Annotated in this window: 26 protein-coding genes; 8 read left to right on the top strand and 18 right to left on the bottom strand. The window is 33.0% G+C overall.

Going from position 1 to position 26,341, the window contains the following annotated elements; all coding sequences use genetic code 11:
• Positions 1–93: 93 nt before the first annotated feature.
• Positions 94–483 (top strand): bacillithiol system redox-active protein YtxJ, encoded by a 390-nt coding sequence (gene ytxJ, locus LNP27_RS12320; protein ID WP_229941913.1) that lies wholly within the window; start codon positions 94–96, stop codon positions 481–483.
• 69 nt (positions 484–552) lie between these two features.
• Here ytxJ and LNP27_RS12315 read toward each other — a convergent pair whose 3' ends face one another.
• From LNP27_RS12315 to fahA, 14 genes are all read right to left on the bottom strand, one after another.
• Positions 553–1,716 (bottom strand): hypothetical protein, encoded by a 1,164-nt coding sequence (locus LNP27_RS12315; RefSeq protein WP_229941912.1) that lies wholly within the window; start codon positions 1,714–1,716, stop codon positions 553–555.
• Complete coding sequence (locus LNP27_RS12310; protein ID WP_229941911.1) at positions 1,713–2,702, bottom strand: DUF2157 domain-containing protein; 990 nt, start codon at positions 2,700–2,702, stop codon at positions 1,713–1,715. Before LNP27_RS12310 ends, LNP27_RS12315 begins: the two co-directional genes overlap by 4 nt.
• A gap of 102 nt (positions 2,703–2,804) precedes the next feature.
• Positions 2,805–4,085: an argininosuccinate lyase gene (argH, locus tag LNP27_RS12305; RefSeq protein WP_229941910.1), complete on the bottom strand. Its 1,281-nt coding sequence runs from the start codon at positions 4,083–4,085 to the stop codon at positions 2,805–2,807.
• Positions 4,086–4,267: 182 nt separating this feature from the next.
• The gene (locus LNP27_RS12300) at positions 4,268–5,338 is read right to left on the bottom strand and encodes a M20 family metallo-hydrolase (protein WP_229941909.1); all 1,071 of its coding nucleotides are present in this window, start codon (positions 5,336–5,338) and stop codon (positions 4,268–4,270) included.
• A 51-nt stretch (positions 5,339–5,389) separates the two neighbouring features.
• Positions 5,390–6,175 (bottom strand): acetylglutamate kinase, encoded by a 786-nt coding sequence (gene argB / locus LNP27_RS12295; protein WP_229941908.1) that lies wholly within the window; start codon positions 6,173–6,175, stop codon positions 5,390–5,392.
• Positions 6,165–7,112 carry an N-acetylornithine carbamoyltransferase gene (locus LNP27_RS12290; protein ID WP_229941907.1) on the bottom strand — a complete coding sequence of 316 codons (948 nt, stop codon included), beginning with the start codon at positions 7,110–7,112 and terminating at the stop codon, positions 6,165–6,167. Before LNP27_RS12290 ends, argB begins: the two co-directional genes overlap by 11 nt.
• 36 nt (positions 7,113–7,148) lie before the next feature.
• Positions 7,149–7,910, bottom strand: coding sequence for a glutamate 5-kinase (gene proB, locus LNP27_RS12285; protein ID WP_229941906.1), 762 nt, complete (start codon positions 7,908–7,910; stop codon positions 7,149–7,151).
• A 131-nt stretch (positions 7,911–8,041) separates the two neighbouring features.
• Positions 8,042–9,238 carry a glutamate-5-semialdehyde dehydrogenase gene (locus LNP27_RS12280; protein WP_229944071.1) on the bottom strand — a complete coding sequence of 399 codons (1,197 nt, stop codon included), beginning with the start codon at positions 9,236–9,238 and terminating at the stop codon, positions 8,042–8,044.
• Positions 9,239–9,243: 5 nt separating this feature from the next.
• Complete coding sequence (locus LNP27_RS12275) at positions 9,244–10,380, bottom strand: aspartate aminotransferase family protein (protein WP_229941905.1); 1,137 nt, start codon at positions 10,378–10,380, stop codon at positions 9,244–9,246.
• Between the two features lie 91 nt (positions 10,381–10,471).
• Complete coding sequence (argC, locus tag LNP27_RS12270; protein ID WP_229941904.1) at positions 10,472–11,449, bottom strand: N-acetyl-gamma-glutamyl-phosphate reductase; 978 nt, start codon at positions 11,447–11,449, stop codon at positions 10,472–10,474.
• Positions 11,442–12,635 (bottom strand): argininosuccinate synthase, encoded by a 1,194-nt coding sequence (locus LNP27_RS12265; RefSeq protein WP_229941903.1) that lies wholly within the window; start codon positions 12,633–12,635, stop codon positions 11,442–11,444. Before LNP27_RS12265 ends, argC begins: the two co-directional genes overlap by 8 nt.
• A gap of 64 nt (positions 12,636–12,699) precedes the next feature.
• Positions 12,700–13,317: a GNAT family N-acetyltransferase gene (locus tag LNP27_RS12260; protein WP_229941902.1), complete on the bottom strand. Its 618-nt coding sequence runs from the start codon at positions 13,315–13,317 to the stop codon at positions 12,700–12,702.
• Between the two features lie 474 nt (positions 13,318–13,791).
• Entirely contained in the window at positions 13,792–14,976 is a 1,185-nt protein-coding gene (locus LNP27_RS12255) for a hypothetical protein (protein ID WP_229941901.1), read from the bottom strand.
• A gap of 131 nt (positions 14,977–15,107) precedes the next feature.
• Positions 15,108–16,391 carry a fumarylacetoacetase gene (fahA, locus tag LNP27_RS12250; protein ID WP_229941900.1) on the bottom strand — a complete coding sequence of 428 codons (1,284 nt, stop codon included), beginning with the start codon at positions 16,389–16,391 and terminating at the stop codon, positions 15,108–15,110.
• Positions 16,392–16,499: 108 nt separating this feature from the next.
• Here fahA and glyA point away from each other — a divergent pair, with 108 nt between their 5' ends.
• The 5 genes from glyA to LNP27_RS12225 all read left to right on the top strand — a co-directional run bounded on the left by glyA (position 16,500) and on the right by LNP27_RS12225 (position 21,676).
• A complete protein-coding gene (gene glyA / locus LNP27_RS12245; protein WP_229941899.1) occupies positions 16,500–17,774 on the top strand; it encodes a serine hydroxymethyltransferase in 1,275 nt (424 codons plus the stop codon).
• 113 nt (positions 17,775–17,887) lie between these two features.
• Positions 17,888–18,481: a MiaE family protein gene (locus LNP27_RS12240; protein ID WP_229941898.1), complete on the top strand. Its 594-nt coding sequence runs from the start codon at positions 17,888–17,890 to the stop codon at positions 18,479–18,481.
• A gap of 217 nt (positions 18,482–18,698) precedes the next feature.
• Complete coding sequence (locus tag LNP27_RS12235; protein WP_229941896.1) at positions 18,699–19,724, top strand: efflux RND transporter periplasmic adaptor subunit; 1,026 nt, start codon at positions 18,699–18,701, stop codon at positions 19,722–19,724.
• Complete coding sequence (locus LNP27_RS12230; RefSeq protein ID WP_229941895.1) at positions 19,724–20,980, top strand: ABC transporter permease; 1,257 nt, start codon at positions 19,724–19,726, stop codon at positions 20,978–20,980. The genes LNP27_RS12235 and LNP27_RS12230 overlap by 1 nt, the downstream gene beginning before the upstream one ends.
• A 15-nt stretch (positions 20,981–20,995) precedes the next feature.
• Positions 20,996–21,676: an ABC transporter ATP-binding protein gene (locus tag LNP27_RS12225; RefSeq protein WP_229941894.1), complete on the top strand. Its 681-nt coding sequence runs from the start codon at positions 20,996–20,998 to the stop codon at positions 21,674–21,676.
• Here LNP27_RS12225 and LNP27_RS12220 read toward each other — a convergent pair.
• Positions 21,673–22,242, bottom strand: a complete 570-nt coding sequence (locus LNP27_RS12220; RefSeq protein ID WP_229941893.1) for a pentapeptide repeat-containing protein — start codon at positions 22,240–22,242, stop codon at positions 21,673–21,675. The two genes, LNP27_RS12225 and LNP27_RS12220, sit on opposite strands and share 4 nt — an antisense overlap.
• 89 nt (positions 22,243–22,331) lie before the next feature.
• On the bottom strand, positions 22,332–22,766 hold the full coding sequence (locus LNP27_RS12215; RefSeq protein ID WP_229941891.1) for a DUF6526 family protein: 435 nt from the start codon (positions 22,764–22,766) through the stop codon (positions 22,332–22,334).
• Between the two features lie 337 nt (positions 22,767–23,103).
• Here LNP27_RS12215 and LNP27_RS12210 point away from each other — a divergent pair, with 337 nt between their 5' ends.
• Positions 23,104–24,147, top strand: a complete 1,044-nt coding sequence (locus tag LNP27_RS12210) for an NAD(P)-dependent alcohol dehydrogenase (RefSeq protein ID WP_229941889.1) — start codon at positions 23,104–23,106, stop codon at positions 24,145–24,147.
• Positions 24,148–24,658: 511 nt separating this feature from the next.
• A complete protein-coding gene (locus LNP27_RS12205; protein WP_229941888.1) occupies positions 24,659–24,907 on the top strand; it encodes a hypothetical protein in 249 nt (82 codons plus the stop codon).
• A 390-nt stretch (positions 24,908–25,297) separates the two neighbouring features.
• Here the strand turns inward: LNP27_RS12205 and LNP27_RS12200 are convergent, their stop codons facing one another.
• Positions 25,298–25,939, bottom strand: coding sequence for an endonuclease III domain-containing protein (locus LNP27_RS12200; RefSeq protein ID WP_229941885.1), 642 nt, complete (start codon positions 25,937–25,939; stop codon positions 25,298–25,300).
• Between the two features lie 2 nt (positions 25,940–25,941).
• The gene (msrB, locus tag LNP27_RS12195; protein ID WP_229941884.1) at positions 25,942–26,337 is read right to left on the bottom strand and encodes a peptide-methionine (R)-S-oxide reductase MsrB; all 396 of its coding nucleotides are present in this window, start codon (positions 26,335–26,337) and stop codon (positions 25,942–25,944) included.
• Positions 26,338–26,341: the final 4 nt, after the last annotated feature.

Raw genomic sequence — 26,341 nt, 5'->3', positions numbered from 1 at the left:
TTTATATTCCATCACAATAATACAGACAAATTGACAGAATTTTCATGATTTTTATCATTTCAAAACGTCAAAATGTCTTAAAATAAGACAATTATGAGTTTTTTTAAAAATATGTTTAGTAGTTCAGACGACAATGGATCAAAAGAAAGCAAAATCAATTGGATCGAGCTTACTGATTTAGGACAGTTAAATGAAATTAGTACGTTATCTAGTGAAAAAGCAGTAGCAATTTTCAAACACAGTACGCGTTGCAGTATAAGCAGAATGGCGCTAAAGCAGTTCGAAAATGAGTTTGATAGCTCTGGTAAAGTTACGCTTTATTTTTTAGATTTAATTGCTAATAGAGAGGTTTCTAATGAAATAGCGCATCGGTTTGGAATAACACATCAATCACCACAACTGATTTTAATTAAAGATGGAAAAGCAACATATCATGTTTCACATAGTGATATTGACGCTGAAGAATTAGGTAAAAAAGTATAGCTTTATGCCTTAAAAAGGAAACCGCAATTCACAAATAGAAACTTAAATACAATGTGTGAATTGTGGTTTTTAAAATTCCCCACTAGATCCGCCCCCGCTAAAACCACCTCCTCCAAATTCCATTGGAGAATCGATTGTAGCTTCAGGTTTTAATCCAAATTGAGAAGTGAGAATCAAAGCTTCTGTATGCAAGAAATCACTTGAATTGATAAAGCGATCGGATTGAAATGTAATTCCTTTTGTTTTATCTTTTAATTTTCTGATACTGAAATAAGCAATTGCGAAAAGCAGTAGACCTCCTGAAGTCAAATATATTTCAATGGGCACTTCTAGAAAATAGTAATCTATAGTGTAAAATGAAAATCCAAGTGTTAGGAATCCAATCCACAATATAGCTCGTTCGAATAGTTTTATTCCATAAAACGTATAGGCTACAGGCACTATAAATGTAAAAATATAAAAGAACCAAGCAAATGGAATGTCCGAGTTAGGTGCAATTTCGTTTCCTAACAATACGACTGAAAGTTCACGAACTACTAAATAATTTCCAGCAAAGTAAAATAAGATCAGCCCAAAATATTTAACTAAAAGTATTCCTTGATGATAAAAAGGAAATTGAAAATTTTTAGTTAGTTTTCTGCAAATAAAATAAATTGCTAGTCCGTAAAGCATTAATATAAATGGCAAAGTGGCTTTGCCTAAAGCGCCTAATTCAAACATACCGAAAGCAATAGTCGCTGTGCTAACAATACAAAAGATTAGTATCGAAGCACGATTAATATATCGTAAATAGGTAAGGAGCGAAACGATTGTTGCAACAAATGCAACGGGAAGTTCGTAGCCATCAGTAATAGTTCCAATTCCTGCACCCAAAAGTAATTGACCAATAATAAGAAAGCTATCGTCTAGGCCTTGTTCGGAGTGATTTTGTCGTACAAAAAACTCGGCTCCAATAAAACCAATAGCTGCATAAACAAAAATAAAAAACGTAAAGCTGTTGTCTATAATCCTAAGCCCCAATAAAGAAATGAATCCGCAAATGGAGGCGTATAAAAGCATTCCTAAAAATGCAAATCCTATTCGCAGCAAAATATTTTTTGATTTTTTGGGCGTCGGAATCGCTTTTTGAATTTCACTGAATTGTACTTCTGTTATAAATTTAGCTTTATATAAAGAATGTGCTTCAGCAACTAAAAACTGATTTTCTAATAATCTCTTATCTTGTGCTATCATTTTTTAATTTCGGAATTAAATTTTTTGATCATCATTATAAAAAGTATAATTGCTCCAATTGAATAAAACGGACTTAATACCAATATGAATTCAAAGAAATCAGTTAGATTTAAATTCTCAATAATTTTAAATAGAGTAATATTTAAACCTATAAAACCATAAAGAAGAGTAAAAACGAATAGCGAAACAGATTTAATTTTGTAGCTAGAAATATAAAAATAATAGGTTGCTAATCCTAAAATAATTGAAAATGTAAAGAAGTAATTACTATCAATAACATTATTTACACACGCAATTCCAATTAGGTGAACTGCAAAAGTTAGCAATATTAATGCAAAATGTGTTTTAAAATTAATTTTTGAAGTGTAATAATTCCAAATAATAAGAACTAGTCCTAAGCCGATTGCAGCGTAACTCAGTGAATTTGTATTGTATACTTCATTTTGTAAAAGTGCTTGTGGCGATACAGTTAATCCTATGTAGGCAGCTAATCCTGTTATAGCCAATGAAAGAATATTCTTGTTATCAAAATAGTAACCAGAAAACAGTCCAATAGCGGTGGGAATGATAGTAGCAAGTCCGTAATGCGTTCCAAAAGTATTATATTGAATTTGTAAATAAGCAATTAATATACAAGTCAAAAGATTTGCAGTAAGAACGATGTACTCCATCACCGGACTTACAAAATGCGTTTGATTTTTTTCAAATTTTGGTACTTTTTTAAAACTAAAATAATAGCATAGTACAGTTACAATTGCAATTAAGGAAATGATAATTGAATGACCTATTGTATCAATATTTTGATAGACTAAAATGCCAATTCCCGATGTGAATAATAGAACTGATACGTACAGAAATATTTTTAATTCTGCATTTAAAGAAAAGACATTCAAATTACGATAATTCGTAATTTGGTCAAACTGTTTTTTAGAAATTAATCCTTTATCAAAAAGCTTTTGAGTTGCTTGCTCATTCATTTTTTCCATGGAGAATGTATAAGATTAACAAAATCAAAAGTATAGTTTTTTTTGCATAAAAAAACGCACTCAAATTAATGGTGCGTTATTTTGTGATTGATTTTGTACTTTTTAATAAGCAAGTTTCATTTTTTCTTTAATTTCATTTAAACACAAATTATTTATGCTTCCTTCGTGTGTGTGTTTTGTTTCTTTTGGAGATTGAAATGTACCGTTTTCTAACTGTTCGGCAACTGCTTTGTAAGCATCTCTAAATGGCATTCCTTCAACAACCATTTCATTTAACGAATCTACTGTAAACAAATGATCGTATTTTTTATCCTCCAAAATCCCTTCCTTAACTGTAATATCTTTGATCGAAAATATAGCAATATCTAAACAAGCTTTTAGATTTTGAATGGCAGGAAACAATCCCTCTTTCAATAGTTGTAAATCTCTGTGATAGCCGCTGGGTAAGTTGTTTGTAATCAAAGTTATTTCATAAGGCAAAGCTTGAATTTTGTTGCATTTTCCACGAATCAATTCAAAAACGTCAGGATTTTTTTTGTGAGGCATAATGCTCGAACCTGTTGTAAGGTGTGCTGGTAGCGTAATAAAATCAAAATTTTGACTCATGTATAAACATACATCCATCGAAAATTTTGCCAAAGTTGCTGCAACGCTGCTCATGGCAAAAGCAATCGTTTTTTCTGATTTGCCGCGACTCATTTGGGCTGCAACCGAATTGTATTTTAAGGTTTCGAAACCTAATTCTTGAGTTGTAAATGTCCTGTTGATAGGAAACGAGCTACCGTAACCAGCAGCAGAACCTAACGGGTTTTGGTCAACAATTTTCAATGCTGCATTCAACATTGTTATATCATCAATCAATGTTTCAGCATAAGCAGAAAACCACATTCCAAAAGAGGATGGCATTGCAATTTGTAAATGCGTATAGCCTGGTAATAAAACATTTTGATGCTTCTCAGCTGATTCCATCAATATATCAAAAAGGGTCTTTACTTGACTTTTAAAGTCTTTCACAACGTCTTTTAAATACAGATTTACGTCAACTAGAACTTGATCGTTACGAGAACGTGCAGTGTGGATTTTTTTACCAGCATCACCTAGTTTTATCGTTAATAAATATTCGATTTTAGAATGTACATCTTCAAAGCTATCTTCAATTTCGAAATCTCCATTTTCAGCATCGGTTATAATATCTTCTAAAGCCAAAACTAGAGAAAGTGTCTCAGCATCAGTTAAAAGTCCAATTTGACCTAGCATTTTAGCATGTGCAATAGAACCCAATGCATCGTACTTGGTTAAAACTAAATCCAGTTCTCTGTCGTTTCCAACGGTGAATTGTTCGATTTGCTTATCTGTTGGTATTCCTTTTTCCCAAAGTTTCATAGTTGTATATTTTGTTTTGCAAAATTTCTAAGAGGTTTCTCGGAGATTCGCAATTTTTTAATTTTTAATGTTTTTAAACGAAGACGATTCGTTTTTAGCTCTGATAGAAGCGGTATCCTTTTGCTGCTTTCTTTAGGCAGGGAAAGATATAGCGGATAGCGGGATTAACTTCTAAAAATAGTTTAATTATTTAAGAAATCTTCTAATATTCTTATGTACAGTTCAATTCCTTCTTCAATTTCGTTCAAATATATAAATTCGTCAGCGGAGTGCGACCGCAGCGTATCTCCAGGTCCTAGTTTCAAGGATTTGCAACTCAACACCGATTGATCTGAGAGGGTAGGAGAGCCATAGGTTGTTCTTCCCAAGGCGATTCCAGCTTTTACTAAACCATGTGTTACAGGAATTGAAGATGAGCTCAAATTCATAGAACGCGGCGTAACTTCAGCGTTAATATTTTCTTTTACAATTTCTAAAATCTCGTGATTAGTGTAGCAATCGTTGACACGAATATCAATTACTAAATCACATTCTGAAGGTACGACATTGTGTTGTTTTCCAGCGTTAATCTGTGTTACGGTCATTTTTACCGGTCCTAATTGATCTGATATTTTATCGAATGTATAGTTTTTAAACCATTCTATTACTGGAATCGTTTTGTAGATTGCGTTGTCGTCATTTTGATGCGCGGCATGACTTGGTGTTCCTTTTATTTTTACGTCAAGCACTAATAATCCTTTTTCGGCGATGGCTAATTGCATCAATGTTGGTTCACCTACAATAGCACATTCCAGTTCTGGCAAATGTTTCAATACGCTATTCAAGCCATTTTTGCCACTGCTTTCTTCTTCAGCTGAAGCTACTATAACAATATTATAATTTAGCTTTTCATTTGCGTAAAAATGTACAAAAGTGGCCAAAAGTGAAACGAGACATCCTCCGGCATCGTTACTTCCTAGTCCATATAATTTACCTTCTTCAACAATTGCTTTCAGAGGGTCTTTGGTATAAGCTTGATTGGGTCTTACAGTATCGTGATGTGAATTTAATAAAAGGGTTGGTTTACTTTTGTCAAATGTTTTGTTGTAGGCCCAGATATTATTGTTCTCTCTCTCAAATGGAATTTCGTTTACTGAAAACCATTTTTCGATCAAAACCGCTGTATGCTCTTCTTCGCTAGAAAAAGATTGGGTTTCAATCAGGTTTTTTAATAATGTGATAGCTTCCTGAGTAAGTGTTTCTCTATTTTTCATGTTTTATTATGTTTTGTCGCCATTATCGTTTTAGGATGCGACTAACTTTTATTATAATTCTATCCGTGTGCAAACTGCGTTAGCATCTTTGAGCATTTTGTGATGTCCAATTTTTATTACTTGCACTCCTTTTGACAAACTATTAAAACAGTTGTCTAATTTAGGAATCATACCAGAATGAATGGCTTTCTCTGCTTTTAATTTGGCGTACAATTCTTGGTTCATTTTTTCTATTACGGAAGAATCATCCTCAGCATCAAATAAAACGCCTGGTTTTTCGAAACAATAACTCAATGTTACCTCAAAAACTTCCGACAAAGCTATTGCTAATTCACTGGCAATTGTATCCGCATTGGTGTTTAGCAACTGCCCGTTTTTATCATGCGTAATGGCGCAAAAAACAGGAACTATTCCGCTTGAAATTAAAGTTTCTAATAGGGGAGTGTTTACTTTTTTGACATCGCCCACAAAACCATAGTCAATTGTGGGATGGTTTCTTTTCTGCGACTGGATTAAATTCCCATCTGCGCCAGAGAATCCCATAGCATTCGTATTAATAGCTTGTAGTTGCGCTACGATATCTTTATTGATTTGGCCAGCATAAATCATTACCACTACTTCAAGCATGGCAGCATCTGTAATACGACGACCATCAATCATTTGAGGAATGAGACCAATACTTTTTGCCATTTTCGTAGCCGATTTTCCTCCACCGTGAACCAATACTTTATTTCCTTCAATTTTTGAAAAGTCAGCTAAAAATTGCTTTAGTTCTGTGGCATCATCAATAATGTTTCCACCAATTTTGACTACCGTTATGGGTTTTTTATTGTCCATTTTCTAATATTTTTTGCAACACTAACTGCGCAGCATACGTTCTGTTATTGGCTTGTTCGATAACAATTGAATTTTCGCTGTCCAAAACTTCATCTGTAACAATGACATTACGTCTTACAGGTAGACAATGCATAAACTTAGCATTATTAGTCAAAGCCATTTTGTTAGCAGTAACGGTCCAGTTAGGATCTGAATTCGTAATTTTCCCATAATCAGTATAGTTGCTCCAATTTTTAGTATAGATAAAATCGGCATTTTCAAAAGCTTTATTTTGATCGTATTCGATTGTTGAATCTTTAGTAATTTCAGGATTCAATTCATATCCTATAGGATGAGTGATGACAAAATCAGCATCTTGTAACTGCATCATTTCCACAAAGGAATTGGCTACCGCTTGGGGCAAAGCTTTAGGATGTGGAGCCCAAGATAAAACTACTTTTGGTCTGTGTTTTGTTTTGTGTTCCGCCATAGTGATAGCGTCTGCAAGAGACTGTAATGGATGTCCGGTGGCACTTTCCATATTAACAATTGGTACGGTAGCGTATTTTAAAAAACCTGTAAGAACGGTTTCTGCATTGTCTTTTTCTTTGTCAATTAATCCTGCAAAAGCTCTAATAGCTATAATATCGCAATATTGAGAAACTACTTCCGCAGCTTCTTTAATATGTTCTGACGCACCTGAATTCATAATAGCGCCATCTTCAAACTCAAGTGTCCAACCTTCGTTAGTAAAATTCATTACCATCACGTTCATTCCTAGGTTTAGAGCTGCTTTTTGAGTGCTCAGACGAGTTCTTAAACTAGAATTGAAAAACAGCATTCCTAAGGTCTTGTTTTTACCCAGTTTTTTGTTTTTTAATGGTTTTTTCTTGATTTTTAAAGCTTGTTTGACCCATTTGTTAATCGAATCGATGTTTTTTATAGAGATGTAGTTCATGTTTATATGTTTTTATTAGATGATGTAATTTTCTAATTATATAATTTTGGTAAAAGGAATTTCGTTTTTTAATGCTTTCAAAATGAAATTGTCTTCTAAACCGTTGACAATCCAAGTTTCGATATTGGCTGCTTTTGCAATTGCTGTTGCTTCAATTTTGGAATGCATTCCGCCAGTTCCGTGAGACGATTTAGAATCGCCAATTTCTTTTTCCATCAGTTGTAAGTCAGTAACAAGTGAAATCGTTTCAGGAACAACATCTTTAATTGACAATTTAGTGTAAATTCCATTCGTATTAGTAGCAATGATTAGAATGTCAGCTTTTAATAAAACGGCTGTTAAAGCGGCTAATTTATCGTTATCGCCAAACCGAATTTCGTCCGTTGCCACGGTGTCATTTTCATTAATAATCGGTATGTAATTATTTTTGACTAAAACATTAATCGTGTTGACAATATTTACTTTGGATTGTTCTTTTTCGAAATCAGAATAAGAAAGCAAGCATTGCGAAATTAGTAATCCTAAATCACTAAAGCTTTCATGATAAATCCGCATTAAATGCGGCTGACCTATAGAAGCTAGTGCTTGTTTTACAAAAACATCTTTGTCTTGATTTTCTAGTTTAACAAACTGTTTAGCCGCAGCTATCGCGCCTGAACTCACAATTACAAATTCATATTCATCTTGCAAAGCAGCTATTTGTATTCCTATATCCTCAATTTTCCCTCTTGAGATATGATTGGTTTCTTTGGTTAGAGTATTACTTCCTAACTTTAATAATATTCTTTTCTTAGTCATTGTTATTTAACCACAAAGGGCGCAAAATTTTAATTTTACTTTATAAGCTAATAGTTCACAAAGTTTTTTTAAATTCTAATTTAGTAGTTGATTATTTTTCAAACTGAACACTAATAACTGTTTACTGAATACTACCGTATTTGTCCATCTCCGTAAATATACCATTTATTGGTAACCAAATGTTGTAATGCTATTGGTCCACGCTGGTGTAATTTATCAGTGCTAATTGCTAATTCACCTCCAAGACCAAATTGTCCTCCATCTGTAAATCGGGTAGAGGCGTTTTGATAAACGGCTGCCGTATCCACATTTTCCATAAATTCCTGAGCAATTGCATCATTCTTTGTGATTATGGAAGCCGAATGCCCACCGCAATATTTATTAATTTTATCAATAGCTTCTTGATCAGAATTAGTTGTTCCAATAACAATTTTGTAATCTAAAAACTCTTCGTACCAAATTAAATCGGAATTAATTTGAGGAACATCTGCTATTTTAGAAATATTTTCATCGCCTATAATAGCTACGTTTTTTTGTTGTAATTCGACTATTATTTGTTTTGCAAATGCTTCCCAATTCTCTAAATTAGTATCAATTAAAACTTTATCTAAAGCATTGCAAACTGATATATTTGAGGTCTTTGCATTTATTATGATTTCAAGTGCTTTGTCTAAATCAGCTTCAGCCTGTACATAAACAAAGTTATTTCCTCGGCCACTTATTATAACGGGACAAGTAGCATGTTTTTTTACAAATGCTATTAATTTTTCACCACCTCGAGGAATAATTAAATCCACTTTTTGTGTCGGTTTTTCTAAAAAAGCTTGTGTTTCTTCACGATCATAATTTAAATATTCTACCCATTCTGGTGAAACATTGTTCTCTTTTAAAGCTTGGTGCCATAATTCGACAATTTTCAAATTAGATAGCAAAGATTCTTTTCCACCTTTTAGTAAAATCTTATTTCCTGATTTAAAAGCAATTCCTCCAGCTTCAACAGTAACATCTGGTCTAGATTCATAAATAATCATTATGGTTCCAAAAGCAGCTGTTTTATTGATGATTTTCATGCCATTGGCATGATCAAAATTAAAACGTTCTACACCAATAGGATCTTCTTGACTTGCTAATTGTTGAAGCGATAAAATCATTCCATCAATCTTAGTATCATCAACTAGCAAGCGTTTTTCCATAGCCAAGTCATCGCCTGAATAATTAATTATATCCTGTTGATTTATGGTTTTAAGGTTGGTTCTTTCTTTTTCTAAAAGCTCCGCCATCTTGCTTAAAACTGAATCTCGTTTTTCTATTGGTAGTAAATGGTTCATCATTTTTAATTTATTTCTGCCAAGGATTCTTTTAAAGCTACAATGAAGGTGTCAATGGCTTCCTTCTTGATTGTTAATGGAGGAAGGATTCTTAATAAGTTTTTATTGTTGGCATTTCCAGTAAAAATATGCTTGTCTACAATCATTTTTTTACGGAGTGCACTTACGTCAAAATCAAATTCTACACCTAACATCAATCCTCTTCCTTTTACTTGGATTACTTCAGGAACTTGTTTGATTGCTTCTGAAAAATAGGCGTAAATAGCATTTACGTTATCCATTAATTTCTCGCTTTCAATCACATCCAAAACTGCTATTCCTGCAGCACAAGCCAAATGGTTTCCACCAAAAGTAGTTCCTAAAAGTCCATAACTCGCTTTGAATTTTGGAGAAATCAAGATGCCACCAATAGGAAATCCATTTCCCATTCCTTTCGCTAAGCAAATAATATCAGCTTTGATATTATGATGTTGGTGTGCGAAAAACTTTCCGCTTCTACCATATCCTGACTGCACTTCGTCTAAAATTAAAACAACATCGTAAGTCACACATATTTTTTCTAAAGCTTGAAAAAACTCAGTTGTACCTTGGTCCAAACCACCAACTCCTTGAATTCCTTCAATAATTACAGAAGAAACATCTCCTTTTTTCAATTCGTCTTCTACTAAAGCAATGTCATTCAATGGTAAAAATGTAACGACTTGTTGCGCATTTATAGGTGCCACAATTTTTTTGTTATCTGTAACTGCAACTGCTGCCGAAGTTCTTCCGTGAAAGGAATTGTTGAAAGCAATTACACGGGATTTATTATTGTGAAAGGAAGCTAGTTTTAAAGCGTTTTCATTGGCTTCAGCCCCAGAACTACATAAGAATAAGGTATAATCCTCTAATCCTGATAATTTTCCTAATTTATGTGCTAATTCTACTTGTAAGGGATTCTGAATCGCATTAGAATAAAAACCAATATTATCTAATTGATCTTTCAATTTTACTACATAATGTGGTTGCGTATGTCCAATAGAAATCACACCGTGACCACCGTATAAATCTAAATATTCAATTCCTTTTTCATCCGTAATAGTGCAATCTAGTGCTTTTACAGGAGTAATGTCGTATAATGGGTAAACGTCAAATAAGTTCATTATAAATTATTTTAAATGTTAAATTATGAATTTTAAATGAATCGTTTTTTTAAATTTAGAATTTAAAATTTATCATTTAAAACATAAAAAATTAAAACCCACTTGGTTTTAACTGCAATCCTGTGGTTTCATCGAGTCCAAACATCAAATTCATGTTTTGCACGGCCTGTCCTGAGGCTCCTTTTACTAAGTTATCAATAATCGAAGTTATCAACAAGCGGTTGCCTTTTTTCATTAGGCTAATAATACATTTATTCGTTTGTACTACTTGTTTCATATTAATTCCAGTTGTAGTAACAGTTACAAAAGGTTGGTCTTTATAAAAAGCCTCATATTTCCCCACTATATCTTCAAGACTTTCTTCGACTGTTGTATATAATGTTGCAAAAATTCCTCTAGCAAAATCTCCTCTATTAGGAATGAAAATCAATTCGTCTTTATAATCTGATTGAAGTTGATTAACACTTTGGTTTATTTCGCCTAAATGTTGGTGATCAAAAGCTTTGTAATGTGACATGTTATTAGATCGCCAACTAAAATGTGTCGTTTCTGAAGGAGAAACTCCAGCTCCAGTACTCCCAGTTGTAGCATTAATATGCACGTCAGTATTCAATAATTTGGCTTCCGCCAAAGGCAATAATGCTAATTGAATAGCCGTTGCAAAACAACCTGGATTTGCAATAAAATGTGCGTTTTTGATCGCTTTTTTATTCAATTCCGGAAGTCCATATACGAAAGATTTTCCTTCAAATTCTTTATCTTTAGTTAAGCGGAAATCATTTCCTAAATCGATAATTTTAGTATGGCTCGCAAATTGGTTCTGCTCTAAAAATGATTTTGATTTTCCATGACCCAAGCACAAGAATAGCACATTTACATTTGGATTTACGGTATCAGTAAAATCCATTTCAATATCACCCATCAAATCATGATGCGCCACTGAAAGTGGTTTTCCTGCATTTGTCGTACTGTAAACAAAATCAAGAGTTGCATTGGGATGGAACATCAATATTCTGATGAGTTCTCCGGCAGTATAACCAGAACCACCTATTATTCCAACATTAATCATAATTCAAATCATTTACTGATGAAAATATGTTTTGGGCATTACCCAAAATTTTGATAAATCCTTTCGCATCATCAGATGTCCAAGCGTTGTTCATCTCGCCATATTGACCAAAACCAGTATTCATCAAATCATTTTCAGATTCAATTCCATCAAGGGAAAAATGATATGGTTTCAAGGAAACTGTTACCGTTCCGTTTACTGTTTTTTGAGTATCTTCGAGGAAAGCCTCGATGTTACGCATTACAGGATCAAGAAATTGTCCTTCATGAAATAACATTCCGTACCAGTTTCCTAGTTGTTCTTTCCAGTATTGTTGCCATTTTCCTAACGTATGTTTTTCTAATAAGTGATGCGCTTTAATGATAACAAGTGGTGCAGCAGCTTCAAAACCAACTCTTCCTTTGATGCCTATAATAGTATCACCTACGTGAGTGTCTCTCCCAATTGCGTAGGCATTTGCTAATTTCTCTAAAACGACAATATTATTTGATGGTTTGTCTGCTTTTCCATTTACGGCAACCAATTCGCCTTTTTTGAATTCAAGAGTTACTTTTTCTTCACCTTCTTTTGTTAATTGAGAAGGGTAAGCTTCACTTGGCAAAGCTTGGTGTGAAGTCAATGTTTCTTTACCTCCTACGCTTGTTCCCCACAATCCTTTATTGATAGAGTATTGTGCTTTTTCCCAAGAATAATGTACGCCATTTTTTGCTAAATAGTCAACTTCTTCTTGTCTAGATAATTTTAAATCTCTAATTGGAGTGATGATTTCGATTTCGGGAGCGATGGTTTGAAAAATTAAATCAAAACGAATTTGATCATTTCCTGCTCCAGTGCTTCCGTGAGCTATAGCACTTGCGCCAACAGATTTAGCATATTTAATGGCTTCAATAGCCTGGAAAACTCGCTCAGCACTTACTGATAATGGATAAGTGTTGTTTTTTAAGACATTACCATAAATCAAATATTTAATAGCTTTGTCATAGTATTTATCTACTATGGTTAAGTTAGCGTGTTGTGCGCTTCCTAAATCATAAGCTCTTTCTTCTATAGCCGCTAATTCCTCTTCATCAAATCCTCCTGTATTTATAAGTACAGTATGAACTTCATATCCTTTCTCGTTTTTTAAATATTTAAGACAATATGAGGTATCTAGACCTCCGCTATATGCTAATACTACTTTTTTCATTTTTGTGTTATTATTAACTAAATGTAATTACTCTATTTAGCTGATTGTGTTTTAATTTTTAATTTTAGTTTTCTAAAAAAAGAGCTTGTTTGATCTTTTTTAATCGGTTCCAAATACGAATATTAAATGGGTGTTTTGGAGGGATTTTAGCTTTTTCCTTAGGATCATACAGCATTCCCGTGCACAAACACATTTTGTTTTCTTTACTTTTTAGAATTTCGTAATTAGTACAGGTTTGGCATCCTTTCCAGAAACTTGGATCATTAGTTAGTTCAGAAAAAGGAACTGGTTTGTATCCTAGGTCAGAATTAATTTTCATTACCGCTAAACCTGTTGTTATTCCAAAAACTTTAGCTTCTGGGTATTTTTTTAACGAATAGTCGAAAACGAATGATTTAATTCTTTTTGCTAATCCTAAATTTCTGAAATCTGGATGTACTATTAATCCTGAGTGTGCTACAAATTTCCCGTGTTGCCAACTTTCGATATAGCAAAAACCAGCAAATTTCCCATCGATTAATGCGATGACTGCATCACTGCTTTCCATTTTTTTTTGAATGTATTCAGGAGTTCTTTTAGCAATTCCAGTACCTCTTAATAGGGCAGATAATTCAATAGTATCGCATATTTCTTGCGCATATTTATAATGTTCTTCCTGAGTTACAATGATAGAAATATTCATTTCAAGAGTTGAATTTGTTGTTAAACAATGAGTTGATAATTTGCTTTTGAAATAAATTTCCATAAAAATTAGCTACCAAATCCAATGAGTTTATCCCAAGACAATAAATAAAATTATAGCTAGAAATAAATAAATTAGTAGTAGTTCTTGGATATATTAATCCAATAGAAAATAGTGGTAATTTCAAAACGAAAAAATGTAAATGAATAAAAATAAAACAAAACGCTTGTGGAGACTATACTAATAGCATCCGTACTTCGGGAGAAGTCGTAGGTCTGTTTGTCCGTGAGATAGGAGTTATATTTATATTGTTGTTATTCATTGGTGCAAAAGTAAACATTTTTTGGTTACGCAATGTTGATTTTGTATTTTCTAACAAAATTTTATACTATTGTTGATTTTTTAAGGATAAAAAAAAACTCCTTGATGTCTATTTATCAAGGAGTTTATTAAAATATTGTTGCCTTAAAGTTATTAGTTTCTAAACCTATTTTGGCTTATGATATTTTTTACTTTCGCTTTTAAATCTTCACCAGTATCATAAATCATTTGTTCACTATTAGGAAACAGTACTGCTTTTCTATTAAAATTAGAGTAGTAATTGTCGTCAGATGCGCGTTTGTCTCCTTTGTAACTTGCGTAAATATTTTCAAAAACATACTCACTAGTAACGGGAAATGTTTTCAATAATTGATTACTTTTATGATTGAAATAGTCAATTTTTGCAGTAATCTGGCATGACTTGTATTGCCTGAATTCATAAATAGTAGCGTTTACCTTTCTTAGATTATCAACCATTACTATTTTTCCTTTTTCATCTAATACTTCTTTTCCGTTTGAGTCAATCAGTTTTTTTACGCCATCTTTTATAATTCGTTCTTTTGCAAATTCTCGTTCCTTAATTTGCTCTGGTGAAATATAAATCTGTTTAAAATTAATTACTAATCCATAATCGTAATTTATTCCCGTTTGTTTATTGCTATGATAAACGGTCCATTTATCATTTAAGCCATAAGTGCTGAAATCCAATAAATCATTTTGAAGCCGAATCGGAATAATCATATTCGTTTCATTTTTGGTGTATACGGTAACATAGTCGGAGCCTTTGAGTTTAGCATTATCCATCAATTTTAAAACATCTTTATAATTTGGATTTATTTGGTTCAAATAATCCAAATCATCATACGCTTTTCTAAAATTAATTTTGTCAGAAGAGATCATTAATTTTTTAGCATTAGTATATAAAAACGCTGCCAATGCATTTTTGCTATCTATGATTTGATCATTATAATTATCAAAAGGGAAAGTGGCATTTCTACCTTCTTTTAGTAGTTTCAAAGGAAGTATTGGTTTGATTTTTTCCTGACGCTGGTTTAATTGTAAATAGGTATTGTACATTTTTTCTAACTGCGCAGGATTCGTATCTTTTGCTAGGAAGTTTATTGTATTTAAATCGCGTTCTTTAGCTTTGGCGAAAGCCTCTTCTAATAAATAAACATAATCTTGCTTTCCCTTTTTATCTTTATTAGTTCGTAAGTTAGATACTGCATTGTCAATTGCTTGATCATAATTTCCGGAGCCTAATAAGTTTTGAGTTTGTTTGACTCCACAAGCTGATGTGAGAATAAATAGCGTAACTAAAAGCGTAATTTTTTTCATAAGCGTAGCTGTCTTAGGTATAAATTTATAAATTTTGTAAGAGTTTGATTTTAAAAACCAAAAATAATAACACAAAAAAACCTAACAAAAATAGAATAAATGTTAGGTTTTAAAGATTTAATTTAGAGATTTTATGTTCTAACAAATGTGGGAAGTAACTTGCTTGAAACTTCACCAAAACCGATTCTTACATTTTCATTTTGTGAATATCCTTTTATGATAACTGTATCGTTATCATTTATGAATTTACGTTCGGTTCCGTCATTTAACTTAAGTGGATTTTTTCCTCCCCAGGTTAATTCTAACATTGAGCCATAGCTATCTGGAGTTGGTCCTGAAATAGTACCTGAACCCATCATATCACCAGAATTAACGCGACAGCCATTAGAGGTATGATGTGCTAATTGCTGGCTCATAGTCCAATACATGTATTTGAAATTAGAACGCGAAATAACAGTTGGTTCTGATTTTTCAGGCTGAATAGCCACTTCGAGATGAATATCGAAGGAATGTTTTCCTTTTTGCTGTAAGTAGGGAAGTGGTGTTGGTTCTTGTTTTGGACCTTTGGTTCTAAAAGGTTCTAAAGCATCCATTGTTACAATCCAAGGTGATATTGATGATGCGAAATTTTTAGCTAAGAATGGACCTAATGGCACATATTCCCATTTTTGAATATCACGTGCGCTCCAGTCATTTAGTAGAACCATTCCGAAAATATACTCTTCAGCTTCAGTTACTAAAATATTTTCGCCCATAATATTCACGTCAGTAGTGATGAAAGCAGTTTCTAATTCGAAATCTACTAAACGTGATGGTCCAAAAACCGGAGTCATTTCACCATTTGGCAATGTTTGTCCCATTGGTCTATGAACCGGAATTCCAGAAGGAACAATTGTCGAACTTCTACCATGATATCCTACAGGAATGTGAAGCCAGTTTGGTAACAATGCATTTTCAGGATCTCTAAACATTTTTCCAACATTGGTAGCGTGCTCTTTACTTGAGTAAAAATCAGTGTAATCACCTATAAGTACGGGTAATTGCATTTCTACATCATCCATTTTGAAAATGATGATTTCTTTGTCTTTTGCGTTGTCTTGCAATTTCGGATTTTTCACATCAAAAATTTCTGCAATTCGATTGCGAACTAAACGCCATGTTTTTTGACCATCAGAAATAAAATCATTCAAAGTATCCTGCATGAACATATCATCTGTAAGTTCGATGCCCTCAAAATAATTTAATTGTTGCAAAGCTCCTAGGTCAATTGCGAAATCGCCAATTCTGGTCCCTACGGTTACAACGTTTTCTTTTGTAAGAAAAACTCCGAAAGGTATGTTTTGTATAGGGAAATCACTGTCCGGACGAACTTCCATCCATGATTTTCTATTTATATCGTTAGCTATTATTGGCATATTTTGTTAATTATTTTGTTCAAAAATTACTCATCAAATATATTATAATCTAACTATTAACCAAACGTTTTTTTGTATTTTTGCATCAAATTAACGAAAATCAAAAAAATGCAACGCGACGAACAAATTTTTGACCTTATTCTAGAAGAACAAGAAAGACAAATTCACGGATTAGAACTAATCGCTTCAGAGAACTTTGTAAGTGATGAAGTAATGGAAGCAGCTGGTTCTGTTTTAACTAACAAATATGCTGAAGGATATCCTGGCAAAAGATACTACGGAGGTTGTGAAGTAGTTGACGTTGTGGAGCAAATTGCGATTGACAGAGCCAAAGAGTTATTTGGTGCTGAATATGCAAACGTGCAACCACACTCAGGATCTCAAGCAAATACTGCAGTTTACCATGCTTGTATTAAACCTGGAGACAAAATCTTAGGTTTTGACTTATCTCACGGTGGTCACCTTACTCACGGTTCTCCTGTAAACTTCTCCGGACGTTTATACACACCTTCATTTTATGGTGTTGATAAAGAAACTGGATTATTAAATTATGATAAAATTCAAGAAATAGCTACTAAAGAGCAACCAAAATTAATTATAGCAGGAGCTTCGGCTTATTCTCGTGATATGGATTTTGAGCGTTTTAGAGTAATTGCTGATAGTGTAGGTGCTATTTTATTAGCTGATATTTCTCATCCCGCTGGGCTTATCGCCAAAGGTTTGATGAATGATCCGTTACCTCATTGTCATATTGTAACAACTACAACACACAAAACTTTACGTGGTCCTCGTGGTGGTTTAATTATGATGGGAAAAGATTTTCCAAATCCATTTGGAATAACAACTCCAAAAGGTGAAGTACGAATGATGTCTTCTTTATTGGATTTAGCTGTTTTTCCGGGAAATCAAGGTGGTCCATTAATGCATATTATTGCTGCTAAAGCAGTAGCTTTTGGTGAAGCATTGAAAGATGAATTCTTTACGTATGCTTTGCAATTGCAAAAAAATGCAAATGCTATGGCTGATGCTTTTGTAAAAAGAGGATACGAAATTATTTCTGGAGGAACTGACAATCACATGATGTTGATTGATTTAAGAAACAAAAATATTTCTGGAAAAGATGCTGAAAATGCACTAGTTAAAGCAGAAATTACAGTAAATAAAAACATGGTTCCATTTGATGACAAATCTCCATTTGTTACGTCAGGAATTCGTGTAGGTACTGCAGCCATTACCACTCGTGGTCTTGTTGAAGCTGATATGGAAACTATTGTTGCCTTGATCGACAGAGTTTTAGTAGATCATACTAATGAAGATGTTATCGAAGCGGTTGCTAATGAAGTAAACGAAATGATGAGCGAAAGAGCTATTTTCGTATATTAATACAAAATAGTATTCAAGGTTTAAAAGTCGAAAGTTGAGATTGGAAAAGATATAAGTATTCTTTTTTAGTTTTAACTTTCGACTTTTGATTTTCAACTTATAAATAAAAAATTATGTCTGTACTAAGATTAAAATTGCCAACAGATCCAAGATGGGTGAATATTGTAGAAAAAAATATTGAAGAAATATTGACGGATCACGCTTGGTGCGAACAGAAAGCAGCTACAAATGCGATTACGATTATCACGAATAACTCAGAGCATCAGGATTTAGTACAAGATTTATTGGCATTAGCCAAAGAAGAAATTGATCATTTTGAACAAGTTCATAATATCATCATCAAACGTGGATTAAAGTTGGGTCGTGAACGCAAAGACGATTACGTAAACGAATTGTATTTGTATATGAAGAAAAGCGGTAATGGCAGCCGTGTTTCTAGTTTAGTCGAACGATTACTTTTCTCTGCTATGATTGAAGCTAGAAGCTGTGAACGTTTCAAAGTACTTTCAGAAAACATCCAAGATGAAGAACTATCTATTTTTTATAGAGATTTAATGGAAAGTGAAGCAGGTCATTACACTACTTTTATCACGTACGCTCGTAAATACGGTACAGGAATAGACGTAGAAAAAAGATGGCGAGAATGGATTGAATTTGAAGCTTCTGTTATTGCGAATTATGGTAAAAGTGAAACGATTCATGGATAATTGATTTTTAGTCTTCTAAACATGGATAATTCTATTTCTTAATTTTACTACTTTTTTGAGAGAATTATGTATGAACGAAATCAGTTTCACTTCCTTATTTTCGTATATTTATAGCTTAATTAGCTCGAATTACTAAAGTTAAAGAAGAAGCAAAATGATTTCTAAAATACTACCAATATTGGTGTTGTTGCTTTTATTTTCTTGTTCCAAAAAGGAAATGGAAAAAATAAAACCAACAATAGGAAACGTTATAGAAAGCGTTTATGGATCAGGAGTGATAAAAGCCGAAGGACAATATACCGTTTATGCCACCGTCAACGGAACATTACAAAAAGTAAATGTTAGTGTTGGGCAATCTATAAATAAAGGTCAAGCTCTTTTTGAATTAGAAAGTGATAAAGCGGAAATCAATACAGAAAATGCTCGGTTGGCTTATCAATTAAGTTTAGAAAGTAGCAGATACATTCAAGATAAAATTGCTGAAATGGAAATGAAAGTTCAATCTGCAAAAGACAAATTATCATTGGATGAATCTATTTTTAACCGAAACAAAAATGTAATCAAACAAGGAGGGATTTCGCAAGTTGATTATGAAAGAATTGAATTGGGTTATAAAAGTTCTAAAATCAATTACGAATCTTCTCAAAAACAATTGACGCAACTCAAAGCGCAGTTAAAAAATGATCAAAGCAGAGATGCTAATAATCTTAGATTAAGCCAGCAATCCCAAAATGATTTTGTCATTAAAAGTGCTTTTTCTGGACAATTATTTGATGTTTTAGTTAAGGAAGGAACGTTAATTACTCCACAAATTCCTTTAGCAATCATTGGTCAAGCCAATTCTTTTTTACTAGAACTAGAAGTGGATGAAAATGATATGGTTCGTGTCAAAACAGGTCAAAAAGTGCTTGTGACTATGGATAGTTATAAAGGACAAGTTTTTGATGCAACTGTTGATAAAATTTATCCTATTATGGATGAGCGCTCGCGCACTTTTAAAATTGAAGCACATTTTACAAATCCACCACAGAAATTATATCCAAATCTTACGGCTGAAGCCAATATTATCATTCAGATTAAGAAAAATGCCATTACGATTCCAAAAGCATATTTAATACAAGGCAAATATGTTTTAGTAAATAAAGACGAAAAACGCGAAGTAAAAACGGGTTTAAGCGATTATCAAAAAGTGGAAATTTCATCTGGTTTAACCGCCGGAGAAACGATTTATAAACCCCAATAATGAACTTTAAACTCATTTTGAACATTGCATTGCATTTGCTCCGAGCGCGATTGAAGCAAACTATTGTTGCGGCTATTGGGGTAACTTTCAGTATTGCCATGTTTATTGCTTTGGTTAGTTTTATGAATGGTTTGAATGATTTACTGGATGGTCTAATGCTTAATAGAACACCTCATGTACTGCTGTATAACGAAATAAAACCTCCAGAAAACCAACCCGTTCTCTTATCCGAAGAATTTAAAAAACACACCAATTTTGTTCGTTCGATTAAACCTAAAGACCGTGGGAAATCCATTTACAACAGTAAAAAAATTATTGCTGTTTTAAAAAAAGATCCGCGGGTTATTGATGTTGCGCCAAAAGTGACTTCTCCCGTTTTTTTTAATTCTGGGACGATAGAAATATCAGGAATAATCAACGGAATTGATGTTTTGTCCGAAGATAAATTATTTAAAATCAGCGATTATATAATTGAAGGAAAAGTAGCTAACCTGCTTCAGAATAACAGTATTATTATTGGGAAAGGTTTGTCAGATAAAATGTTGCTTTCAATAGGTGATATTATTAAAATAACCACTACTAAAGGAAATTTGGCTTCGCTTAAAATTGTGGGTATTTCCGAGATTGGAATTGCTGAAATCGATAATGTGATGAGTTATACCTCTTTGGCGACAGCCCAAAAAATATTGGGAGAACCTACAAATTACATTACCGATATTCAGCTGAACTTGTATGATATGACTGCAGCGCCTGTTGTTGCAAAAGAGTTTCAGGATACCTTCAATCTAGATACAATTGATTATCAAACCGCAAATTCTCAGTTTGAAACTGGAAGTACGGTGCGAAGTATTATTTCCTATTCCGTTGGAGTAGTGTTGCTGATTGTTGCTGGTTTTGGAATTTACAACATTTTGAACATGATGATTTATGAAAAAATGGACAGTATTGCGATACTAAAAGCGACTGGATTTTCAGGTAATGATGTGAAATGGATTTTTGTTTCGCTTTCCATCATTATTGGATTAGCCGGCGGGTTGTTTGGATTATTGTTTGGCTACATTTTTTCTTCAATTATTGATGTAATTCCATTTGAAACGTCTTCATTACCTACGGTGAAAACTTACCCTATCAATTACAATGCTATATATTATGTTATCGGGATTGTTTTTGCATTGTTTACAACGACAATTGCCGGACTTTTTCCTGCTTTAAAAGCCAGTAAAGTAGATCCCGTAGAAATCATCAGAGGAAAATAGAAATGGAAAATAAAAATGGAAAATAATACAGTTTTAGAGACAATTGGACTAAGTAAATATTTTTACGACCCTGTAAAATTCCAAGTTTTAAAGGAAATTAGCATGCGTGTGAATCATGGCGAGTTTGTTTCTATAGTAGGGAAGTCGGGTTGTGGGAAATCGACTTTGTTGTATTTACTTTCTACGATGGATACAGATTATGAAGGTCAGATATTGATTCACAACGAACTTGTTACTGGAAAGACCGACAAAGAATTGGCATTAATCAGAAATGAAAAAATAGGTTTTGTATTTCAGTTTCATTACTTACTGGCAGAATATAATGTGCTAAAAAATGTAATGCTTCCGGGGATGAAGTTAGCTAAATACTCTGATAAAGAATTAGAGCATCGCGCCATGGAACATTTAAAAACGTTGGATATGCAGGATCAAGCGCTGAAAATGCCTAATCAATTGAGCGGCGGACAAAAACAGCGCGTGGCAATTGCACGTGCTTTGATAAACGATCCACTGATTATAATGGGTGATGAGCCTACAGGAAATTTAGACAAGAGAAATAGTGATTTGGTTTTTGATATTTTCAATAAGTTGACTCAAGAACAAAATCAAACTTTGTTAGTAGTGACGCACGATACTGATTTTGCAGAAAGAACCAATAGAATTATCACCATGGAAGATGGAAAAATAATTTCTTAATTTACTATAATATCATGTTTATAGAGCAAGCCTTTTAAACCTTCTAAAGAAAAAACCGCTTTCTTTATTTTTGTTTTAGTTGGGTCAATGGTGTAGTTGTAGCTCGTTTGAAAATTTGCTTTGTTAGCTATTGCTTTTGCAAACTCACTTCGGTATAAATCACAATTATCAAAAACTACGTCGGTTAAGTCAGTATTCATGAAATCAACTGCAATTAGACTGCAGTTAGTAAAAGAAGTTCTTTTTGTTTTTAAAGTATAAAATTTAGAGAAATCTAAAATACAGTCGTTAAAAGCAATTTCGAAAATTAATTTATCACACATTGCAAAATTGACATCTTTAATTTCGCATCGATTAAAAATCACCGTTCTAAAAGCTACATAATTAATCTTGGCATTACTAAAAGTACAATTATTGAAAGTGCAATCTATAAAAGTAACTGCTACAAATACACACTGTGAGAAATTGCAATTTGTAAAAGTACAGCACTCAAATTCCTTAAAGTTTACTTCTTCTTCATTATAAATAATGGTGTCGTATTCAATATCTAGAAAATATTCGGGCATTTTGTAATTTTAAATTCGGCATTAATAGCAACAAAGAAACAAATTCTAAATTGCTATTTGGTAGTATTTACTACTATTATTTCTGAATATTAAACTCTCTCGTAATCGCCTTTCCAGTTATTAATTGATTTTTTGATTGTATCAGCTGATAGATTTTCGTTTAGTGCTCTTTGAGTTAAATTATAAAGCTCTTCATCTGGAGCAAAGCGTAAGGCAAATAATTGGGCGTCATTAAGTTTGTTTTCTATTTCCTCAAATCTTTGTCTCGTTGTGGCGAGATAGCGGTATCTCAGTTCAAGCCGCACAATTCGGTTTTGTAATGTTAAAGCGTAATGTTGACGGAGCATAAACGCTAAACAGAAAAGCACTAAAAAAATGGCACTTATAAAACTCCATAATAGTGTATCATCAGTATTAACAGCAAAGTAAATGCTAAAAGAGAAAAATGCCAGTACGATAGGATAATAAACAAAATGATGTGGTGGATAATACCGAATGTGATTTTTATAGGATTGCGTTTTCATATTTTCATATTTTTTTTAAATATACTTAAAAGCAATTGATTTGAAATTAAAGAATTCTAAAAAAGAATTTTTTATAGCATTAATGTTTTTATTTTTTGAATCATACCTGAAATTGAAAAATATCGAAGTTTGTAATCCAGATTAGTAACGGTATGAATAATCTAAGGTTTTACAAAAAAATGCAATCTAAATCTAAAGCATTTTAACTTCTGTAAAGCGTGATATTGATGGTTATGATTATTTTCAATCTAGAATCGGTATAAAATTGTGGAAATATTATGAGGTGCGACAAGTCATTAAATCTAATAAATTAGTAATTTTAGTAAAAAATAAATTTATGATACCAACGAAAGGATACGCAGTTCAGGACGCAAAAACAGATTTAGCTCCTTGGACTTTTGAAAGAAGAGAAGTAGGGCCTCACGATGTACAATTTGATATCCAATTTTGTGGAGTCTGCCACAGTGATTTACACCAAATTAAAGACGAATGGGGTGGATCTATTTTTCCAATGGTTCCAGGTCATGAGATTGTTGGAAAAGTTGTCAAAATAGGTAGTCACGTAAAAAAATTTAAAGTAGGTGATCTTGCCGGTACAGGATGTTTAGTAGATTCTTGTAGAAAATGTGAAAACTGTCAAGAAGGATTAGAGCAATTTTGTTCCAATGGAAGTACAGGAACCTACAACGCTTTGGAGCAAGATGGAAAAACTCCAACTTATGGTGGGTATTCGAAAACAATTGTAGTGCATGAAGATTTTGTTTTGCATATTTCTGATAAATTAAATCTCGCAGCTGTTGCGCCATTGCTATGTGCGGGAATAACAACATATTCGCCATTACGCCATTGGAAAGTAGGCAAAGGACATAATCTCGCTGTTTTAGGATTGGGTGGTTTAGGACACATGGCAGTTAAGTTTGGAGTTGCTTTTGGAGCAGAAGTTACAGTTTTGAGTACTTCTCCAAAAAAGGAAGCGGATGCTAAAAAATTAGGTGCACATAAATTTATAGTTACTAAAGATGCTGAACAGTTAAAAAGCGTTACCGGATATTTTGATTTTATTTTGGACACGGTTTCAGCACCTCATGATTTGAATTTGTATCTCTCTTTATTACGAGTAAACGGAGTCCACATTTGTGTAGGTGTACCGCCAACACCTTATGAAATTCATGCTTTTAGCTTAATCGGTGGTCGAAAAAGCTTAGCCGGATCATTAATTGGTGGTTTGCCAGAAACTCAAGAAATGTTAGATTACTGTGCGGAACACGGAATCGTTTCGGATATTGAAATGATTGATATTAAAAACGTACATGAAGCTTATGACCGCATGATTAAAGGCGATGTGAGATATCGTTTTGTAATTGATATGGCAACTTTGTAATAGCTACAATTCCTAAGAATTTAGGTAGCATCCTATAAAATGGGTAAAATTTTTATAAAAGTTTCTAAAGATCATTTATATCACTAAGTGATTTTATGATAATGTGGTCAAAAATAGTTGGTAATTTTTCGTTTTAAATTAGTTATTACCCTATCAAATTGAAAAGGACATTGGCTCTGCTTAGTGGCAACCAATTAGCAATTGGTTATTGTACATACAAAAAATGAGGGCGGTTCAATCTGGCCTTTTTTATACATTTTTTGGAGTACCCGATAACTACAGAAAACCTACTTATTGATTTCAATAATACAAATGCCATTTCAAGAAGTTCCTTCTATTAGCAAAACTTAATCCTCTGTGAACATTTTGATTGTCTTTTAAATGTCGGAAAAACGACTCCAAAGAGTTTGTTGAATTTGGTATTTTTTCATGCTTTTAATAAAGAAAATAGAGATAATAAATATGTCAATGTACTTTTAGAAGAATTTGTAAATCTTTTGAAAAGAAAGGAGTGATATTAATTGAAATTGACTACTTAGAAAAAAAATCTTCTTTAAGCGAAGCTGAATTTGAAGTTTTGAAATATGAATTTAAAGATGGTTTTAATGATTATTTGGCTTCAGGAAATGCAAAAGTAAAAGCGTTAAAAGTGGTAATTGACTTTAATAGTGCGAATGAAGATAAAGCAATGCCTTATTTTAAGCAAGAATTATTAGAAAGTTCAAATGCAAAAGCTGACTTAAAGCTGAAAAACATTTAAAAGCTTTAGAAAAAAGTCATATTTGTAGTAAAAGGATTTTAGATACTATTTTTAATGATCAAAAATTAGGTGCTATTTGCGGGATAACTAGGAGAATAAGCTGAAGTATAGACAACATATACAGAGACCGTTGGTGAGAATATTGACTAACGGCTGCGGATCCTATAAGTGGATAACCACATATTACTGTTGCATCCGATACAGTTTATGATTTTTACCCGTAGGTCTATCTTTTTTTTTGCAAAGGTTATACGGAAGATAAACTTATAGGAATAGGATATGACTATGACCAAGCTTCTAGAAAAAAGTAAAACCAGAATTTAAACGCTCTTCTTTGTAAGATAATTTACTTTGTAATTTAAGATTAGGTCGTTTCAATTTGTTACCTTTTTATTTGTTTTTTGAATAGTAAAGACAAATTTCCTTAATTGGACATTCTATACATTTTGGTTTTGGTCTACAAATTTCTCTTCCTAGAAAAGAAATAGCCATCCCAATTTCGCCCCAAATTTCTTGTGGAAGTACTTGGATTAATTGTTTCTCAGCTTTAATACCATCTTTGGTTTCAGTTATTAATCCAATTCTGGGTGCAACACGTATTACGTGTAAATCAGCGATAATTCCCACTGCTGGCATTTTGGCTTCTCTCATAATGACATTAGCTGATTTTCTTCCAATCCCTTTTAGCGCAGTCAAACCATCCATGGTTAGAGGAATATTGCTGTCTTTTTGTATTGTTTTTGCAATTTCTGTAAGCCAGTTGGTTTTTGTTCCAAAATTCCTAACTTTGGATATATAAGGAATCAATGCATCAGCAGTAGAAGCAGCCAAACTTTCCATATTAGGGTAAGCATCAAATAACAAAGGAGCGATGGTGTTTATATTTGCATCAGAATCTTGAGCAGATAGAACAACCATAACTAGTAACTGATATAAATTTTGATATTCTAATGGATGCTTTCTTCCGCTATAGTTTTTTATAATAGGTTGTAGCTTGTCTGCCCAATCATTCGAGTTCCCAAATAAATCCATAATTATTCTTCCTCTTTAAAATCAACTGACAGTGAATTTACACAGTAGCGTTGTCCCGTTTTTGTTGGGCCATCATCAAATACATGACCTAAATGGCTACCGCAATTGGCGCACAAAATTTCTGTACGTTTCATTCCCAGAGTTACATCGGATATATATTCCACTTTTCCTGGTAATGATTCGTCAAAAGAAGGCCAGCCACAATGTGCATCAAATTTTGTACTACTTTCAAACAAATTTTCCCCACAAGCTCCACAACAATAGGTTCCTTTTTCAAAATTAAGATTGTATTTGCCAGTATGAGGATATTCAGTTCCTTTTTTACGAAGAATTCTATAGCGTTCTTCTCCTAGTTCTAATTTCCATTGCTCTTCTGATTTTTCTATTGGATATTTCATGTTT

The sequence above is a fragment of the Flavobacterium galactosidilyticum genome, from assembly GCF_020911945.1.
Lineage (GTDB): Bacteria > Bacteroidota > Bacteroidia > Flavobacteriales > Flavobacteriaceae > Flavobacterium > Flavobacterium galactosidilyticum.
This window is presented reverse-complemented; position numbering and strand designations above follow the sequence as displayed.

Excerpts from the sequence above, each read along its gene's own strand:
- ytxJ (WP_229941913.1), top strand. The coding sequence starts at position 94 with ATGAGTTTTTTTAAAAATATGTTTAGTAGTTCAGACGACAATGGATCA.
- LNP27_RS12315 (WP_229941912.1), bottom strand. The coding sequence starts at position 1,716 with ATGATAGCACAAGATAAGAGATTATTAGAAAATCAGTTTTTAGTTGCT.
- LNP27_RS12310 (WP_229941911.1), bottom strand. The coding sequence starts at position 2,702 with ATGGAAAAAATGAATGAGCAAGCAACTCAAAAGCTTTTTGATAAAGGA.
- argH (WP_229941910.1), bottom strand. The coding sequence starts at position 4,085 with ATGAAACTTTGGGAAAAAGGAATACCAACAGATAAGCAAATCGAACAA.
- LNP27_RS12300 (WP_229941909.1), bottom strand. The coding sequence starts at position 5,338 with ATGAAAAATAGAGAAACACTTACTCAGGAAGCTATCACATTATTAAAA.
- argB (WP_229941908.1), bottom strand. The coding sequence starts at position 6,175 with ATGGACAATAAAAAACCCATAACGGTAGTCAAAATTGGTGGAAACATT.
- LNP27_RS12290 (WP_229941907.1), bottom strand. The coding sequence starts at position 7,112 with ATGAACTACATCTCTATAAAAAACATCGATTCGATTAACAAATGGGTC.
- proB (WP_229941906.1), bottom strand. The coding sequence starts at position 7,910 with ATGACTAAGAAAAGAATATTATTAAAGTTAGGAAGTAATACTCTAACC.
- LNP27_RS12280 (WP_229944071.1), bottom strand. The coding sequence starts at position 9,238 with ATGAACCATTTACTACCAATAGAAAAACGAGATTCAGTTTTAAGCAAG.
- LNP27_RS12275 (WP_229941905.1), bottom strand. The coding sequence starts at position 10,380 with ATGAACTTATTTGACGTTTACCCATTATACGACATTACTCCTGTAAAA.
- argC (WP_229941904.1), bottom strand. The coding sequence starts at position 11,449 with ATGATTAATGTTGGAATAATAGGTGGTTCTGGTTATACTGCCGGAGAA.
- LNP27_RS12265 (WP_229941903.1), bottom strand. The coding sequence starts at position 12,635 with ATGAAAAAAGTAGTATTAGCATATAGCGGAGGTCTAGATACCTCATAT.
- LNP27_RS12260 (WP_229941902.1), bottom strand. The coding sequence starts at position 13,317 with ATGAATATTTCTATCATTGTAACTCAGGAAGAACATTATAAATATGCG.
- LNP27_RS12255 (WP_229941901.1), bottom strand. The coding sequence starts at position 14,976 with ATGAAAAAAATTACGCTTTTAGTTACGCTATTTATTCTCACATCAGCT.
- fahA (WP_229941900.1), bottom strand. The coding sequence starts at position 16,391 with ATGCCAATAATAGCTAACGATATAAATAGAAAATCATGGATGGAAGTT.
- glyA (WP_229941899.1), top strand. The coding sequence starts at position 16,500 with ATGCAACGCGACGAACAAATTTTTGACCTTATTCTAGAAGAACAAGAA.
- LNP27_RS12240 (WP_229941898.1), top strand. The coding sequence starts at position 17,888 with ATGTCTGTACTAAGATTAAAATTGCCAACAGATCCAAGATGGGTGAAT.
- LNP27_RS12235 (WP_229941896.1), top strand. The coding sequence starts at position 18,699 with ATGGAAAAAATAAAACCAACAATAGGAAACGTTATAGAAAGCGTTTAT.
- LNP27_RS12230 (WP_229941895.1), top strand. The coding sequence starts at position 19,724 with ATGAACTTTAAACTCATTTTGAACATTGCATTGCATTTGCTCCGAGCG.
- LNP27_RS12225 (WP_229941894.1), top strand. The coding sequence starts at position 20,996 with ATGGAAAATAATACAGTTTTAGAGACAATTGGACTAAGTAAATATTTT.
- LNP27_RS12220 (WP_229941893.1), bottom strand. The coding sequence starts at position 22,242 with ATGCCCGAATATTTTCTAGATATTGAATACGACACCATTATTTATAAT.
- LNP27_RS12215 (WP_229941891.1), bottom strand. The coding sequence starts at position 22,766 with ATGAAAACGCAATCCTATAAAAATCACATTCGGTATTATCCACCACAT.
- LNP27_RS12210 (WP_229941889.1), top strand. The coding sequence starts at position 23,104 with ATGATACCAACGAAAGGATACGCAGTTCAGGACGCAAAAACAGATTTA.
- LNP27_RS12200 (WP_229941885.1), bottom strand. The coding sequence starts at position 25,939 with ATGGATTTATTTGGGAACTCGAATGATTGGGCAGACAAGCTACAACCT.
- msrB (WP_229941884.1), bottom strand. The coding sequence starts at position 26,337 with ATGAAATATCCAATAGAAAAATCAGAAGAGCAATGGAAATTAGAACTA.